Annotated in this window: 11 protein-coding genes and 1 tRNA gene; 6 read left to right on the forward strand and 6 right to left on the reverse strand. The window is 64.7% G+C overall.

Translation table 11 applies throughout. The annotated features are described in order from the left end of the window. Window positions 1-86: 86 nt before the first annotated feature. Window positions 87-1625: a divergent polysaccharide deacetylase family protein gene (locus GC146_RS05810; protein WP_291835622.1), complete on the forward strand. Its 1539-nt coding sequence runs from the start codon at window positions 87-89 to the stop codon at window positions 1623-1625. Here GC146_RS05810 and trpE read toward each other — a convergent pair. The 6 genes from trpE to fabI all read right to left on the reverse strand — a co-directional run bounded on the left by trpE (window position 1622) and on the right by fabI (window position 8174). Next, entirely contained in the window at window positions 1622-3133 is a 1512-nt protein-coding gene (gene trpE / locus GC146_RS05815) for an anthranilate synthase component I (protein ID WP_291835625.1), read from the reverse strand. The genes GC146_RS05810 and trpE overlap by 4 nt on opposite strands. 7 nt (window positions 3134-3140) lie before the next feature. Then, window positions 3141-4982, reverse strand: coding sequence for a peptidyl-prolyl cis-trans isomerase (locus tag GC146_RS05820; RefSeq protein WP_291835627.1), 1842 nt, complete (start codon window positions 4980-4982; stop codon window positions 3141-3143). Between the two features lie 94 nt (window positions 4983-5076). After that, on the reverse strand, window positions 5077-6252 hold the full coding sequence (locus GC146_RS05825) for an aminotransferase (protein WP_291835630.1): 1176 nt from the start codon (window positions 6250-6252) through the stop codon (window positions 5077-5079). Between the two features lie 4 nt (window positions 6253-6256). Beyond that, window positions 6257-6778 (reverse strand): DUF2127 domain-containing protein, encoded by a 522-nt coding sequence (locus GC146_RS05830; protein WP_291835633.1) that lies wholly within the window; start codon window positions 6776-6778, stop codon window positions 6257-6259. Then, complete coding sequence (gpt, locus tag GC146_RS05835; protein ID WP_291835635.1) at window positions 6778-7281, reverse strand: xanthine phosphoribosyltransferase; 504 nt, start codon at window positions 7279-7281, stop codon at window positions 6778-6780. Before gpt ends, GC146_RS05830 begins: the two co-directional genes overlap by 1 nt. A gap of 71 nt (window positions 7282-7352) precedes the next feature. Continuing rightward, window positions 7353-8174, reverse strand: coding sequence for an enoyl-ACP reductase FabI (fabI, locus tag GC146_RS05840; protein WP_291835638.1), 822 nt, complete (start codon window positions 8172-8174; stop codon window positions 7353-7355). Window positions 8175-8274: 100 nt separating this feature from the next. Between fabI and pdxH the strand changes: the two genes are divergently transcribed. The 5 genes from pdxH to GC146_RS05865 all read left to right on the forward strand — a co-directional run bounded on the left by pdxH (window position 8275) and on the right by GC146_RS05865 (window position 14373). Beyond that, the gene (pdxH, locus tag GC146_RS05845) at window positions 8275-8895 is read left to right on the forward strand and encodes a pyridoxamine 5'-phosphate oxidase (RefSeq protein ID WP_291835783.1); all 621 of its coding nucleotides are present in this window, start codon (window positions 8275-8277) and stop codon (window positions 8893-8895) included. Window positions 8896-9017: 122 nt separating this feature from the next. Continuing rightward, entirely contained in the window at window positions 9018-9560 is a 543-nt protein-coding gene (locus GC146_RS05850) for a cold shock domain-containing protein (protein ID WP_291835641.1), read from the forward strand. After that, a complete protein-coding gene (locus GC146_RS05855) occupies window positions 9557-10033 on the forward strand; it encodes a DUF192 domain-containing protein (RefSeq protein ID WP_291835643.1) in 477 nt (158 codons plus the stop codon). The genes GC146_RS05850 and GC146_RS05855 overlap by 4 nt, the downstream gene beginning before the upstream one ends. Before the next feature lie 44 nt (window positions 10034-10077). Then, window positions 10078-10154: transfer RNA gene (locus GC146_RS05860), tRNA-Pro, on the forward strand. Window positions 10155-10737: 583 nt separating this feature from the next. Further along, on the forward strand, window positions 10738-14373 hold the full coding sequence (locus GC146_RS05865; RefSeq protein WP_291835645.1) for a vitamin B12-dependent ribonucleotide reductase: 3636 nt from the start codon (window positions 10738-10740) through the stop codon (window positions 14371-14373). The last annotated feature ends 16 nt before the right edge of the window (window positions 14374-14389 follow it).

Here is a 14389-nt window from a genome sequence, read left to right on the forward strand (position 1 = left end):
CACGGTATAGTCGTGCCAATACATGGGCCGGGATGCGCGGCAGCGTCAAGGTCTGCGCCGGGGTGCAAGGCAAGAGGACGACAGGTGTGAGCAGGGGTTTCTTGGCGGGCGCCGTTTCCGGCGGTGTGGTGGCGCTGGCAGGACTGGGTGCGGTCTCGCTTATGTCGGGGCCGCCAGTGCCGCGATTTGCCCCCGCGCCTGTTGCCACGGCGCCGGCGGCGCCTGCCCCCATGGACGCCCCGCCCGAGATCACCAAGGACCCCGCAACCAGTGCCACCGCCGATCTTGCGCCGCCGCCCGATGATGCTTCGGCCCCGGCCGTTTCGGCCGCGACGCCGCCCGCGCCTGCACAGTCTCAACCCGATAGTCCCGCGGCCCCGCCGACACCGCCGGCCCAGCAGGCGCCGGATGCGATGACGACTGCCGATGCCCTGCCGCCCGCATCTGTCAGCAGCGATACCGCCGAACCCGCGACGCCGCCCGCCGATGCGCCGCAAGCGACAGACCTGACCGCGATGGCAGACCCCGGCGCCGCCGCACCACCCGCAACCGGCGCGCCGCCCGACGCGATCAGTGCCGAAACGGCAGCCTCGTCCAGCGGGCCAGCGCCTGATGTGCCGCCGGTGGCTGCCCCCGAGGCCGGTCAGCAGGGGGCCGGTGACGGAACCACGCCTGCCGCGCCTGACGTGCCCGGCCAGCCCGTTCCCGACAGCGCGCCACAGCCCGGCGCCCCCGCCCCGCAACCCGCGCCACAAGCTCAGGCTGCCCCGGCGGCACCTTCCGTGGCACCCAAGGCGCAGCAGAACGACGCGCCGGCTCGCCCCCCGGTTGGCCTTTCTGGCCAACCCGCGCAAGCGATGCCGACCGGCACCGACACCGTTCGCGTCCTGCGCCCCGGTACCGCCAGCGAAGCAACCGCGCCCGTGGCGGCGCCGGTTCCCGCGCTGCGCCAGTTTGCAGCGATTGCAAACAACCCCGACAACTTGCCGGAGATGGCGATCGTGCTGATCGACGCGGGCGGACCACTGGGTGATGCGCAGGCGCTTGCGGCGATGCCCTTCCCGGTCAGCGTGGCGGTGGACCCGACGCAGGCCGACGCTGCCGAGCGCTATGCCGCCTACCGCGCCGCGGGGCTGGAGGTGCTTGCCGCGCCGCCCTTGCCGCAGGGGGCGACGCCGGGCGATGTCGAGATGACCTATGGCGCGACATTCAACCAGATGCCCGAGGCGATTGGCGTGCTCGACACCGGCAAGGGCGGAAGTGGCGCGCGTGATGCGGTCGCCTCGGAAGTGATGGCCAATCTTGCGGCAGCCGGGCGTGGCATCGTGGTGGCCGAACAAGGACTGAGCAGCGCGCTGCGCGTGGCCGAGCGGATGCAGGTTCCCGCTGTCGAGGTCTATCGTGACATCGACAGCACGGGACAGGACGCGCAAACCGTGCGTCGCTTCGTCGATCAGGCTGCCTTCGTGGCCCGCCAGAAGGGCTCCGTCGTGCTTGTGGGCCACGTGCGAGCCGATACGATCTCGGCGCTGACGCTTTGGAGTGCGGCCAACCGCGCCAGCCAGGTGGCCCTGGTGCCGGTCTCGGCGCTGCTGGCGGCGCAGCTGCCGCCCGCGCAAAACTAACGGTTGCCCTCGGGGCGGAACATCGTCGCGTCGGCCGCGGCGCGACGGATCGCATTCGATTTGTGGACCGTTTCCTGGTACTCGGTCTCGGGGTCGCTATCGTAAACGACGCCGCCCCCGGCCTGGATATAAAGCGTCTGGTCCTTCAACACGGCGGTGCGCAGCGCGATGCACATGTCCATGTCGCCGTTCGCGCTGAAATAGCCGCAGCCGCCGCCATAGACACCGCGCTTTTCCGGCTCCAGCTCGTCGATGATCTCCATCGCGCGGACCTTGGGCGCGCCGCTGACCGTGCCGGCGGGCATGCCCGCAAAGAAGGCCGACAGCGCATCCTGATCCTCGGCCAGCTCGCCCACCACGTTCGAGACGATATGCATGACGTGGCTGTAGCGTTCGATGATGAACTGGTCGGTCGGGTGCACCGTGCCGATCTTCGCGACCCGGCCCACGTCGTTGCGGCCAAGGTCGAGCAGCATCAGGTGCTCGGCCCGTTCCTTGGCATCGGCCAGCAGGCTGACCTCGTGCGCCTTGTCCTCTTCCGGCGTGGCGCCGCGGGGGCGGGTGCCGGCGATCGGTCGGATGGTGATCTGGTTGCCGAAAACCCGGACCAGGATCTCGGGGCTGGCGCCAATCACCTGGAAATCGCCGAAGTTGAAGTAGAACATGAAGGGCGAAGGATTGGTCCGCCGCAGCGAGCGGTAAAGCGCAAAGGGCGGCTCGCGGAAATCCTGTGCCCAGCGTTGGCTTGGCACGACCTGAAAGATGTCGCCGGCGCGGATGTAGTCCTTGGCCTTCTCCACCGCGGCCTTGTAGCCTTCATGGCTGAAGTTCGACACTGGCGGCCCCGGTTCATGCGGCGCGGCAAGCGCGCGAGTGTCGGCCGGCACCGCACGTTCCAGTGCGCGCTGGGCATCCATCACGCGCTCTGCCGCCTGCGCAAACGCCGCCTTTGCGGGCAGGCCGGGCGTGACCCAGGCCGGCGCAACAAGGATCACATCGCCCTTCACCCCGTCCAGCACCGCCACCACCGACGGGCGCAAGAGCACCGCATCGGGCAGGCCGATCGGGTCGGGGTTGACGTCGGGCAGATGCTCGACCAGCCGTATCATGTCGTAGCCAAGGTAGCCGTAGAGCCCCGCCGCAGCGCCCGGCAGCCCCTCGGGCAGGGTAATGCGGCTTTCGGCCAACAGCGCGCGCAGGCTGGTCAGCGGATCGGCCTGCTGCACCTCCCATGCGGTCTCGTCATAACGTGCGGCACGATTGATGCGCGCCTCAGTCCCGCGGCAATCCCAGATCAGGTCGGGGTTCATGCCGACGATCGAGTAGCGCCCGCGCACTTCGCCGCCGGTCACGCTTTCCAGCATGAAGGCATGCTTGCCGGCCCCGGCGAGCTTCAGCATCAACGAGACGGGCGTGTCCAGATCGGCGGCAAGGCGCGTGTAGACAACTTGGTTCAGGCCAGCGTCATAGCCGGCGCGGAAGGTCTCGAAGTCGGGGCTGAGCGGCATCGCTGGCCTACTGGAAGCGGGAATTGACGGCGTTCACGGCGTTCTGGTCGATGTTGATCGTCAGCCCCTGCCGCAGCCGCGCGGCCGTCATGCTGAAGACGTCCTGTGCCAGCCCCGCCGCGGCCTGATCTGCGATGGATTTTGCCTCGGCCACGGTAGCGGGATCGGTCGGGTCGGGGGCGGCGACATCGTCAAGCTTGACGACGAAGGCCTTGTCGCCCGCATCGATCGCGTCCGCGCTGCCAGCATCCAGAGCAAAGACCTTGGCAACGAACCCCGAGGGCGTGCCATCCACGAAGCTGCGCCGCGTGAGGTCGGTCTGGGATTGCGGCGTCAGGCCAAGGCTGGCCCAGTCGGCGCCACCGGCAACCTTTGTTGCAAGATCACCGGCCAGCTTCATCACGGCCTCTTGCGTGGCTTGGGTGCGCGCGCCCTGGGCCGCCGCGTCGTGCACCTTGTCCAGCGGTTGCAGCGTGGGCGGCGTGACGCTGTCCACACGAAGCGCAAAGATGCCACCATCGCTGAGATCAGTGACCGAGGGGAAATCGCCCTGATTGGCCGCCGCCGCGGCGGTGCGGAATTCTTCGTAGGCGGCGATACCGTCAGTCGTTTTGTCGGTCCAGTCGATCGTGCCCAACTGCATGTCTGTCTGCTGCGCAAGGTCTTCCAGTTTGGCGCCGCCTGCCAGCAGATCGTTGATATGGCTGATCTCGTCTCCGATGGCGCGCTTGGCCTTGTCGCTGGCCAGTTCGTTGCGCAGGTCGGGGGCGGCCTCGTCGAACGTCGTCGTCTGCGCCGCGATAACCGCGTTCATCCTGAAAAGCGCAGGACCCAGATCCGTATCGAAAGGCCCCACGACATCGCCCGGGTTGGCGGCGAAGACGGCATCGCCCGCGGCCCCCAGATCGGCCTTGGCGACATCGCCCATGTCCACATCGCTTAGCGTCAGTCCACGCGCCTTCACCAGATCCTCGAAGGTCGCAGTTCCGGCGTCCAGCTGCGCCTTGGCGGCGGTGGCGGCGGCGGTATCGGCAAAGGCCAACCGTTCGACCAGCCGTCGCTCGGGCTTGACGAAATCGGCGATGCGGCTCTGGTAGAGGTCTTTCACCGCCTGATCATCCACCTGCATCTTGCTGCTGATCATCTCGGGCGTCAGCAGGGCATAGGTGATCTGCTTGGTCTCGGGTGTGGTGAAGGCATCGTTATGGGCGTCGTAATAGGCCTTGATCTGATCTTCGGTTGGGGCCGGCACGGGCGAGGCCAGCATCTCCGGGCCAACGGGGGCATAGGTGATCGCACGTTTCTCCAGCACGTATTTCACGACCGTGGCGGCATAGCTGGCAGGCTCGGTCACGCCGCCCGTGATGGCGCTTTGCACCAGCGTGCGGGTCACTTCGGCGCGCAATCCGGCCTCGAAGCTGGCCTCGGTCAGGCCGTTGCGCTCCAGCGTGGCCTTGTAGGCGTTGCGGTCGAACTTGCCATCAAGCCCCTTGAAGGCCGAGATCGACATGACCTGATCGCGCACTTGCGCATCGCCGACCGACAGGCCGATGTCGCTGGCAGCGTTGTCCAGCACACGCTTGGTCACGAGGCTGGCCAAAACTTGCTGGTCAAGGCCGATCGCCTTGGCCTGCGAGAACGTCACCGTCTTGCCCACCTGCGCCGATAACGCGCGCAATTGCTGGTTCATGGCGTTGGTATAGTCGGGAATGCTGATTTCTTTCTGGCCCACCGTGCCAAGCGTGTGCAGCGTGCCGCGAATACCAACGCTGCCCCAGCCCATGAGGCCCACGAACATCAGGCCGAGAACGATCCAGACGAAGACGTTGGTGCCCTTTTTCGCCGCCATGTTCGTTGCCTTCCCGTGCCGTAAGTATCGCTTGTTTTCCCGCCCGCGCGCGGGGGTCGCAACTCAATAGGCGGTGACACCGCAGCGTGCAAGGTCAGATGGCCGCGCTTTCCAGCCGGTCAAAGAGGCGACCGATCCCGGCGCGGTCGATATTGGCGAAAGCGATGCGAAGCTGGCGCAGACCGGCCGGGTCGTCGCCGGGCATGAACATGGTGCCGGGCAGCAGCAGCACCCCTGCGTCGCGCACCAGCCGCTGCGCCACCTGGTCCGATGGCAGGGCAAAAGGATGCTCGACATAGGCAAAGTAGGCACCGACGCCGAGCAGGCCCCATCCCTTGTCCGCAAGACGCGGAAACCCCTCCGAGATGGCGGCCCGACGATCGAGGATTTCTGCCCTTTCGCCGGCCAGCCACTGGCCAAGGTTCCGCATCCCCCAAAGCGCCGCACGCTGGCCGATCTGGTTGGGGCATATGGTGACGGTGTCGAGGAACTTTTCCGCCTCGGCCAGACGGGCAGGGCTGGCCACCATCGCACCCACCCGGTGCCCGGTCAGGCGGTAAGCCTTGGAAAAGGAATAAAGCTGGATCAGCGTGTCGTCCCAGTCGGGATCTGTGAACAGGTCGTGCGGCGCGCCGCTGCGGCTGTCGAAATCGCGGTAGGTTTCGTCCACGATGAGGGCAATGCCGCGCGTGCGGGCGAGGTCACGAAAAGCGGCCAGAGTTTCAGCCGGATATTCCACGCCGCCAGGATTATTTGGCGATACCAACACGATGGCGCGGGTTCTTGGGGTGATCAGCGCGGCGGCACGGTCAGGCTCTGGCACCAGTCCGGACCCGGTGGGCAGTGGCACGGTGACGATGCCGGCCATGTCGTGCCACATTTTGTGGTTGAAGTACCACGGCGTCGGCAGGATGACCTCGTCACCCTCGCCGCATAGCATCATCATGGCTGCCGTATATGCTTGGTTGCAGCCCGAGGTGATCGCCACCTGTTCAGGCGAGATCACGCCGCCATAGGCCGCCGACCACTGCGCGGCAACCTCGGCGCGCAACTCGGGCAGGCCAAGCACCGGGCCATAAAGGTGCGCGGCAGGATCGTTCAGCGCGATCTCGGCAATCGCGCGCCGCAGCGGCTCTGGCGGCGGCTCGACAGGAGCCGCCTGGCTGACGTTGATCAGCGGACGGTCGGAGGAAAACTGCACGCCTTCCAGCCAGCGCCGCGCCTCCATCACCGGTGGGGCAAAGGTGGCGGCTGTGCGCGGAATCGTCATGATGTCAGTCCGTTACCGGATATTGTTGAAGCTTGGTTTCGCGCGCACGGGCGCGGGTCTGCTTGCGCTCCAGCAGGATCAGCCAGATCACCACGCAGTCGAACGCGGTCAGCCCCAGCAGCACCAGATCATGCGTGCGAAGCAATTCCTGCGTCTGGTAGATCACGAACCCCACCAGCACGCTGAGCGAGATCACGTAGCTGCCGCGCACCCGGAACAAAAGCGCCATGGCAACGACGATGTTCAGCGCGCCGTGGCCCAGCAGGTAGATCGCGTAGAAATTCTGCTCGGCATGGGTCATGTGAACGGCCCAGTCGGACGCGCGTTGTAGCAGCGCGTCGTCCTGATCGAGGGCCAACTTGTTCTTCACCAGCCATGTCACAAAGCGGTGCACGCTGTCGCCGGGCGAAAACCACAAGAGCAGCCCCGCGCTCAACTGCGTCAGGCCAAGACAAGTCTGGAAGGTCAGGCCCAGACGATAGGACCATTCGACCAGTGGCGAGGCTTGCGGCAGTCGGTGCCGCATCAGTCCCGCCCGCGATAGGGTTCGACATATTGCAGGGCCATGTCCCACGGAAAGAAAATCCAGGTGTCCTGGCTGACCTCGGTGATAAAGGTATCGACCTGCGTGCGCCCCTTGGGCTTGGCATAGACAGTGGCGAAATGGGCTTTTGGATACATCGCGCGCACCAGTTCCAGGGTGCGGCCGCTGTCGACAAGATCATCGACAACCAGAATGCCGGTGCCGTCGCCCATCATCGCGGCATCTGGGGCCTTGAGAACCACGGCCTCGGCTTGCGTCTGGTGGTCGTAGCTCTTGACGCTGATCGTGTCGACGGTGCGGATGTCCAATTCGCGCGCGACGATCATCGCGGGGGCCATGCCGCCGCGGGTAATCGCCACCACGGCCCGCCAGCCGCCATCGCCGGGCCCGTGGCCGTCCAGCCGCCAGGCAAGTGCGCGGCTGTCGCGGTGGATCTGGTCCCAGCTGACGTGAAACCCTTTTTCGTGTGGCAGGCGGTCGGTCATGGCGCGTCCCCGGTTCGAGTTGTCAATTAGGCAGCAGGGCCGAGGATGTCATCCCCCGGTGGCCATTCGCCTTAATCCTTGCGGCCGGTCACCACGTCAATATCGGGTGCGTCCACCGCCTTCATGCCGACGACGTGATAGCCTGCATCGACATGCAGCACCTCGCCTGTCGTGCCCGAACCGAGGTCGGACAGCAGGTAAAGCGCAGATTTACCCACATCCTCGATCGAGACGTTGCGCCGCAGCGGGCTGTTCAACTCGTTCCATTTCAGGATGTAGCGGAAATCGCCGATGCCGCTGGCGGCCAGCGTCTTGATCGGACCGGCCGAAATGGCGTTCACGCGGACACCGTCCTTGCCAAGGTCCTCGGCCATGTAGCGCACGGAAGCCTCCAGCGCGGCCTTGGCCACGCCCATGACGTTGTAATGCGGCATCACCCGTTCCGCGCCGTAATAGGTCAGCGTCAGGCAAGACCCACCATCCGTCATCAACCCCGCCGCGCGCTTGACCACGGCGGTAAAGGAATAGACCGAGATGTCCATCGACATCAGGAAGTTTTCGCGGCTGGTGTCCACGTAGCGGCCGCGCAACTCGTTCTTGTCGGAAAAGCCGATGGCGTGGACGATGAAATCCAGCTTGCCCCAGCGTTCTGCCAGCGCGGCGAACAGCGCATCCACCGAGGCCATATCGCTGACATCGCAGGGCAGGACGATATCCGAGCCCACTTGCGCCGCCAGAGGGTCAACCCGTTTCTTCAGCGCCTCGCCTTGGTAGGAAAAGGCCAGCTCGGCCCCGGCATCGGCAAGGGACTGGGCAATGCCCCAGGCGATCGACTTGTCATTGGCCAGCCCCATGATGAGGCCGCGCTTCCCCTTCATAAGGTCCGATGGCATGTCTATCCCCCTTGCCCTCGAGGCTGATTTCCTGTCCCGTGTAGGCGATTGCCCCAAGGGCATCAAGCCTGCGCGGATGCGCGCATTCATGGAGGATGGCATGAGCGACCGCAGCGGCATCTTCGCCGGTGACGACCCCTATCGGCTGGCACGCGACTGGTTGGCCGAGGCCGAGAAGGCAGAAATCAACGATCCTAACGCCATCGCGCTGGCCACGGTGGACGCCGATGGGCTGCCCAACGTGCGCATGGTGCTGTTGAAAGAGATCGAAACTTCGGGCGAGGGGGGCGGTGCCTTCGTCTTTTATACCAATTTCGACAGCGCCAAGGGCCAAGAGATTGCCGCCACCGGCAAGGCGGCTTTCGTGCTGCACTGGAAATCGCTGCGCCGACAAGTCCGGGTGCGCGGGATTGTCAGCCGCGAGGAGGGGCCGCAGGCGGATGCCTATTACCGCTCGCGCGCGCTGCAAAGCCGGCTGGGGGCCTGGGCCTCGCAGCAGTCGCGCCCGCTCGCCTCGCGCGCGGCGCTTCTGGCCGACGTGGCGCGCGTCAGTGCTTCACACGGCCTCAATCCGGCGCGCCCGCCCTTCTGGGGCGGATTCCGCATCCGTCCGCTGGAGGTCGAGTTCTGGGCCGACGGTGCCTTCCGGTTGCATGACCGGTTCCGCTGGTCGCGCCAAAGCTTGTCCGACGACTGGAAAATAACCCGTCTGAGCCCCTGAATTTCACGCTTCGTGGACGACGAAGGCCAAAAACCGCTTGTTTCGGGGCCGACACAAGGTCATTGGAGGGTGAAGGCGGCGCAGCGAAGACGCCGCGGGGGAAAACTGGGGAGTTACGAACCTTGGTCGAAAGTCGAGATATCGTGCGCGGGATCGTCAAGTGGTTCGATCCGGTGAAAGGCTATGGTTTTGTCGTGGCCGAGGATGGGGGCGCGGACATCCTGCTTCACGCCAATGTTCTGCGGCATTTCGGTCAGAACTCGGTGGCCGAAGGCGCCCCGATCGATTTGGCCGTGCAACAGACGGAACGCGGCCGGCAGGCTGTCGAGGTCCGCGATATCCGTCCGCCCGAAATTGCCACCGGCCCTGCACTGGCCGACCTTGCCGAGATTGATCCCGACATTCTGGCCGCGGCCCCACTTGTGCCGTCGCGGGTGAAATGGTTCGATCGGGCAAAAGGGTTTGGTTTTGCCAACGTCTTCGGAGACGATGCCGATGTCTTCGTCCATGCCGAGGTGCTGCGCCGGTCAGGTCTGGCCGATCTGCTGCCCGGCGAGGCGGTGACACTGCGCGTCATCGACGGGCGTCGCGGCAAGATGGCGACGGAGGTGTTGGCATGGGAAGCAGGGTTGCGCGGAAACCGCAGGGCGGACGAAAGCGCGTGACCCGGCATCTTGCGGCGGCATTGGCCGCTGTCCTTTTTTTCTGCGGCGGCGCGGTCCGTGCGGACACCTGTTCGCCCGACAGGGCGACGGTTCAGGGCGCCTTCGGACGCGCCGCGTTTCACGTGTCCGTGGCCGACACGCCGGCGCTGCGGCGACAGGGCCTGATGAACGTATCGCAGATGCCCACCATGTCGGGGATGATCTTTCTTTTCGATCCACCGACCCATGCCGTCTTCTGGATGCATGACACGCTGATCCCGCTCGACATGTTGTTCATCGATTCGACCGGGCGCATTCTGCGCATAGCCGCCAACGCCCGCCCGATGGACGACACGCCCATCGACGGCGGCGAAGGCGTTCGCGCGGTTGTCGAGATCAACGGTGGCATGTCGGCACGGTTGGGCATCGCGCCGGGAGATCTCGTTCAGCATCCGGCCTTTGGCGCGGACGCCGCGTTGCCCTGCGACGGATAAGCCTTTTCAAGGCCGCCTTTAGCCAATAAAGACTGGCCCCGTGTCGGGGCGTAGCGCAGCCTGGTAGCGCATCTGCTTTGGGAGCAGAGGGCCGGAGGTTCGAATCCTCTCGCCCCGACCAAATCCAAACGATCCTGCATGACCCGAACGGCGCAATGAAGTTGCGCCGTGGCATTCATGTCACCCTTGTTGGCCGGCTCTGTGGCAGAGCTGAGTCGCGTTTTTCGGGGGTCCCCGGGCCGATCGCGCGCCTTCACAATTCAGGTGCCGTCTGAACCCGCCCCGCTAAACTGCTGTCAGGGGGAAGGTTTCCCGATTTCTGGATTTGCGGGCCGGGATAGTGGGACGTTTCTGGGGACAAGCCAGTGGAGGAATCACCGGTGCGTGACCAGCCGGAACGTCAACCGGAAAATCCTTTCCAAAACCAAAAAATGCCGTTGACCACCCCTGCGCTCATACGTCAGTTTGTGTGAGCCGCGACCAAGAACACCACATATAGTGGGTTGGCGGCGGGACAGAGACAGAACCAACAAAGACCAGCCAGCTGCATGCCGGTCACCGGCGACGTGTACCGTCGCCGGGCGGGAACTGTCCGGTGTCGTTCCTTGGGGGAGGAACGGAACCGCGTCCCGCCACTTGGGGCCGCTGCGACGGATGGAACCACGTCACCGCGTCAAACGGTGCGAGTTAAGGGGCAAGGACAGATGAAGATCGAGCGTAATTTCACCGCCGCCGGGCATGACGCCTATGAAGGCATTGCCTTTCGGCAGGTGACCTCGGAAATCCGCAACCCGGATGGCAAGGTCGTCTTCAAGCTGGAAAACTGCGAGATCCCGGCCGAATGGAGCCAGGTCGCAAGCGACGTGATCGCGCAGAAATACTTCCGCAAGGCCGGCGTTCCCGACAAGGTGACGCGCGTGAAGGAAAAAGGGGTGCCCGAGTTCCTGTGGCGTGGCAAGCCCGCCGAGGGCGCCACGATGGGCGGCGAGACCAGCGCCAAGCAGGTCTTCGACCGGCTGGCGGGCGCCTGGACCTACTGGGGCTGGAAGGGCGGCTACTTCACCACCGAGGCCGATGCCCGCGCCTATTTCGACGAGATGCGTTATATGCTGGCCACCCAGCGCGCCGCGCCCAATAGCCCGCAATGGTTCAACACCGGCCTGCACTGGGCCTATGGCATCGACGGCCCTGCGCAGGGGCATTTCTACGTCGACTACAAGACCGGCAAGCTGACCGCCTCGGCCAGCAGCTATGAACATCCCCAGCCGCATGCCTGCTTCATCCAGTCGGTCAAGGATGATCTTGTGAACGACGGTGGCATCATGGACCTGTGGGTGCGTGAGGCGCGGCTGTTCAAGTATGGCTCGGGCACCGGTACCAACTTTTCTAGCCTGCGGGCCGAAGGCGAAAAGCTGTCGGGCGGGGGCAAGTCGTCGGGCCTGATGGGGTTCCTCAAGATCGGCGATCGCGCGGCGGGCGCAATCAAGTCGGGCGGCACCACGCGGCGCGCGGCCAAGATGGTGATCGTCGACGCCGACCACCCCGATATCGAGGAATTCATCAACTGGAAGGTGCTGGAAGAGCAGAAGGTCGCCAGCATCGTCGCAGGCTCGAAGATGCACGAGCAGAAGCTCAACGGCATCTTCGCAGCGATCAAGGCATGGGATGGCCGCGCCGAGGATGCCTATGACCCCAAGGTGAACACCGGCCTGAAGGCCGCGATCCGCGACGCGAAAAAGGTGGCGATCCCCGAGACTTACGTAAAGCGCGTGCTCGACTACGCACGGCAGGGCCATACCAGCATCGAGTTTCCGACCTACGACACCGATTGGGACAGCGAAGCCTATAGCAGTGTCTCGGGTCAGAACTCCAACAACTCGATCCGCGTCACCGATGCCTTCCTCAAGGCCGTCGAGGCCGACGGCGACTGGGACCTGATCAACCGCAAGGACGGCAGCGTGGCCAAGACGGTCAAGGCCCGCGACCTGTGGGAAAAGGTGGGCCATGCAGCATGGGCCTGTGCCGATCCGGGCATCCAGTTCCACGACACCGTCAACGCGTGGCATACCTGCCCCGAGGATGGCGCGATCCGTGGCTCGAACCCCTGCTCGGAATACATGTTCCTCGATGACACGGCCTGCAACCTGGCCTCGATGAACCTGCTGACCTTCTACAAGGACGGGGTTTTCCAGGTCGAGGATTACATCCACGCGACCCGGCTGTGGACGCTGACGCTGGAAATCAGCGTGATGATGGCGCAGTTCCCCTCGAAGGAAATCGCGCAGCTGTCCTACGACTTCCGCACGCTGGGCCTTGGCTATGCCAATATCGGCGGCCTGCTGATGAACATGGGGCTGGGCTATGACAGCGCCGAGGGACGCAGCATGGGCGCGGCGCTGACGGCCATTCTCAGCGGTGTGGCCTATGCCACATCGGCCGAGATCGCGGGCGAGTTGGGGGCCTTCTCGGGCTTTGCGCGGAACAAGGCGCATATGCTGCGCGTGATCCGCAACCACCGCAATGCCGCCTACGGCAATTCCGACGGTTACGAGGCGCTGGCGATCAAACCGGTGCCGCTTGACCACGCGCATTGCCCCGATGCACGCCTCGTCGACATGGCGATGCAATCGTGGGACGAGGCGTTGGCGCTTGGCGAAAAGCACGGCTACCGCAACGCGCAGGTCAGCGTGATCGCCCCCACCGGTACGATCGGGCTGGTGATGGATTGCGACACGACCGGCATCGAGCCCGATTTCGCACTGGTCAAGTTCAAGAAGCTGGCCGGCGGCGGCTATTTCAAGATCATCAACCAGTCGGTGCCGGCGGCGCTGGAAAAGCTGGGCTATGGCTCGGCCCAGATCGAAGAGATCATCGCCTACGCGGTGGGCCATGGCAGCCTGGGCCAGGCCCCGGCGATCAATCATACGTCGCTGATCGGCCACGGCTTCGGCAAGGCCGAGCTGGACAAGATCGAGGGCGCGCTGAAATCGGCCTTCGACATCAAGTTCGTCTTCAACCAATGGACGCTGGGCGAGGATTTCTGCACCGGTACGCTGGGCATCCCGGCCGAAAAGCTGAACGATCCCACCTTCAACCTGTTGCAGCACCTTGGTTTTTCGCGGCGCGAGATTGATGCCGCCAATGACCATGTCTGCGGGACGATGACGCTGGAAGGTGCGCCGCATCTGAAACCCGAACATTACAGCGTGTTCGACTGCGCCAACCCCTGCGGCAAGACCGGCAAGCGTTACCTGTCGGTCGACAGCCACATCCACATGATGGCGGCGGCGCAATCCTTCATCTCGGGCGCGATCTCGAAAACCATCAACATGCCGAACGATGCCTCAATCGAGGATTGCCAGAAGGCCTACGAACTCAGCTGGTCGCTGGGGGTGAAGGCCAACGCGCTGTATCGCGATGGCTCCAAGCTCAGCCAGCCTCTGGCCTCGGCCTTGATCGAGGATGACGAAGAGGCGGCAGAGGTGCTGGAAAGCGGGACGCCCCACCAGAAGGCCACCGTACTGGCCGAAAAGATCGTCGAGAAGATCATCATCCAGGAGGTGCGCAACCGCGAGCGTCAGAAGATGCCGCAGCGGCGCAAGGGCTATACCCAGAAGGCCGTGGTTGGCGGCCACAAGGTGTACCTGCGCACCGGCGAATATGCCGATGGCAGCCTTGGCGAAATCTTCATCGACATGCACAAGGAAGGGGCCGGTTTCCGGGCGATGATGAACAACTTCGCCATCGCGGTGTCGGTCGGCCTGCAATACGGCGTGCCGCTGGAGGAATTCGTCGACGCCTTCACCTTCACCAAGTTCGAACCGGCCGGCATGGTGCAAGGCAATGACAGCATCAAGCAGGCGACCTCGATCCTCGACTACATCTTCCGGGAACTCGCGGTCAGCTACCTCGACCGGACGGATCTGGCCCATATCAAGCCCGAGGGCACGTCGTTTGACGATCTGGGCCGGGGCGAGGAAGAGGGCGTGTCGAACCTGCGGGCACCGTCCGAATCGGCCGCGTCGAAATCGCTGGAAGTTCTGAAGCAGATCAGTTCGGCCGGCTACCTGCGCAAGCGCCTGCCGATGGACCTGTCGATGTTCGGTGGCGGTGCGACCGATCCGGTCGAAGCGTTGCAGACGCTGGTGCCCAGCACTGTCCGCGAAACATCTCTGTCGACCGGCACGATGGTGGTCTCGGGTGCGCTGAGCGCACGGGACAAGGCCAAGATGCAGGGCTACGAAGGCGACCCCTGCGGTGAATGCGGCAATTACACGCTGGTGCGCAACGGCACCTGCATGAAGTGCAACACCTGCGGCGGCACATCCGGGTGTAGCTGACAAGTTCCGGGGCGGG

The sequence above is a fragment of the Limimaricola sp. genome (assembly GCF_016125575.1).
GTDB lineage: Bacteria > Pseudomonadota > Alphaproteobacteria > Rhodobacterales > Rhodobacteraceae > WGLM01.